Consider the following 2293-nt stretch of genomic DNA (forward strand, 5'->3'; position numbering starts at 1 on the left):
GCTGTCCACCCTGTCCACCTGACGCGCGCGCGCGGGCACCGGAAACGCACCAAGGGGCCGACGGCGCCGCCCGCGGGCGGCGACCCCCGCCGCGCAGAAAGCGGGCGGCCCCGCCCGGCCCCCCGGGGACCCGCCCCGCCCCCCCCCGCCGGGCCGTTCGAACGGGTGTACGACGCCTGCCCGCTTCCGTGGCGATCGGCGGCTCCCCGCCGGGGGCTCCGGGCTGTGCCGGAATCGCTGACGCCGTTCCATCCGAGGCCCGTTGGAGTTCCGTCGAAGGTCCGTCAGAGGTCCGTCAGAGTTGGGCGTTCGGGTTCCGTCCGAATGCCCTCCCAATGCCCTCCCAATGCCCTCCGCATGGCGTCCGACTCCGGTCCGGGTGCCCTCTGACTGAACCGGTGCCGGTGGTAAGGCCACGGGCCGCTTCCGCCACGGGCGCAATCGGGGTGACGTGCGGCGGGCCCTCGTACGAGGATGGTCGGCATGTCTCAGACCAAGAGCCCGCAGCTGCCCCGCGAGGTCGCCGACGCCTATGTCGACGCCCTCATCGCCCTCGACCCGGTCACCGGTACCTACCTCGGCGTGCAGGAGAGTTCGAGCCGGCTGCCCGATCTGTCGCCCGCGGGCCAGGAGGCGCTCGCGGAGCTGGCGCGGGCCACCCTCGCGCGGCTCGACGAGGCGGAGCGGCTGCCCGGCGCGGACAGCGACATCGAGCGCCGCTGCGCCCGGCTGCTGCGCGAGCGGCTGACCGCGGAACTCGGTGTGCACGAGGCCGACGAAGGCCTGCGCACGGTCGGCAATCTGGGCACGCCCCTGCACCAGGTCCGCGAGGTGTTCACCCTGACGCCGACGGAGACGGAGCAGGACTGGGCGGCGATCGCCGAACGGCTGCGCGCGGTGCCGGACGCGCTGGCCGGCTACCGGGCCGCCCTCCAGCTGGGTCTGGACCGCAAGCTGTACGCCGGGCCGCGGCCGACGGGCACGCTGATCGAACAGCTCGGCGAGTGGGCGGACACCGACGGCAGCGGGCGCGGCTGGTTCGAGGAGTTCGCCGCCGCCGGGCCGGACGCGCTGCGCACGGAGCTGGACGAGGCCGCCGGGCGGGCCACCGCCGCCGTGGTGGCGCTGCGGGACTGGCTGCGCGAGGTGTACGCGCCGGCCATCGAGGGCGCCCCCAACGCCGTCGGCCGTGAGCGGTACGCGCGCTGGTCGCGCTATTTCAACGGCACGGATCTCGACCTGGACGAGGCGTACGCGTACGGCTGGGCCGAGTACCACCGGCTGCTCGCCGAGATGCGGCAGGAGGCCGAGAAGATCCTGCCGGGCGCCGCGACGCCCTGGGTGGCGCTCGCGCACCTGGACGAGCACGGCCGGCACATCGAGGGCGTGGACGAGGTCCGCGACTGGCTCCAGGGGCTGATGGACCAGGCGATCGAGGCGCTGGACGGCACCCACTTCGAACTCGCCGAACGGGTGCGCAAGGTGGAGTCCCGGATCGCCCCGGCCGGCAGCGCCGCCGCGCCCTACTACACGGCTCCGTCGGAGGATTTCTCCCGGCCGGGCCGCACCTGGCTGCCGACCATGGGGCAGACCCGTTTCCCGGTGTACGACCTGGTCTCGACCTGGTACCACGAGGGCGTCCCGGGCCATCACCTCCAGCTCGCGCAGTGGGCGCATGTCGCCGAGAACCTCTCCCGCTACCAGGCCACCATCGGCGGGGTGAGCGCCAACGCCGAGGGCTGGGCGCTGTACGCGGAGCGGCTGATGGACGAACTGGGCTTCCTCACCGACGCCGAGGAACGGCTCGGTTATCTGGACGCGCAGATGATGCGGGCGGCCCGGGTGATCGTGGACATCGGCATGCATCTGGAGCTGGAGATCCCGGCCGACTCCCCCTTCCATCCCGGGGAGCGGTGGACGCCTGAGCTGGCGCAGGAGTTCTTCGGCGCGCACAGCAGCCGGCCGGCGGACTTCGTGGAGAGCGAGCTGACCCGGTATCTGACGATCCCGGGTCAGGCGATCGGCTACAAGCTGGGCGAGCGGGCGTGGCTGCTGGGCCGGGAGAAGGCCCGCGAGCGGCACGGCGACGCCTTCGACCTCAAGGCGTGGCACATGGCGGCCCTGTCACAGGGCTCGCTGGGGCTGGACGACCTGGTGGACGAACTGGCACGGCTGTAGGGGCCCCGGGGGCCGGACGGCTGCGCCTAGACCCTCCAGGCCCGGACGGCAGTCCCAAGCCGCCAGGCCGGAGGGCAGTCCCAAGCCCCCGGGGCCGGACGGCGGGCCCGGGACC

1 protein-coding gene is annotated in these 2293 nt (G+C 73.8%); it reads left to right on the top strand.

Going from position 1 to position 2293, the window contains the following annotated elements; translation table 11 throughout:
- Positions 1–483 precede the first annotated feature (483 nt).
- Entirely contained in the window at positions 484–2178 is a 1695-nt protein-coding gene (locus ACFXAZ_RS38535; RefSeq protein ID WP_384601436.1) for a DUF885 domain-containing protein, read from the top strand.
- The last annotated feature ends 115 nt before the right edge of the window (positions 2179–2293 follow it).

The organism is Streptomyces sp. NPDC059477, from assembly GCF_042749375.1.
GTDB lineage: Bacteria > Actinomycetota > Actinomycetes > Streptomycetales > Streptomycetaceae > Streptomyces.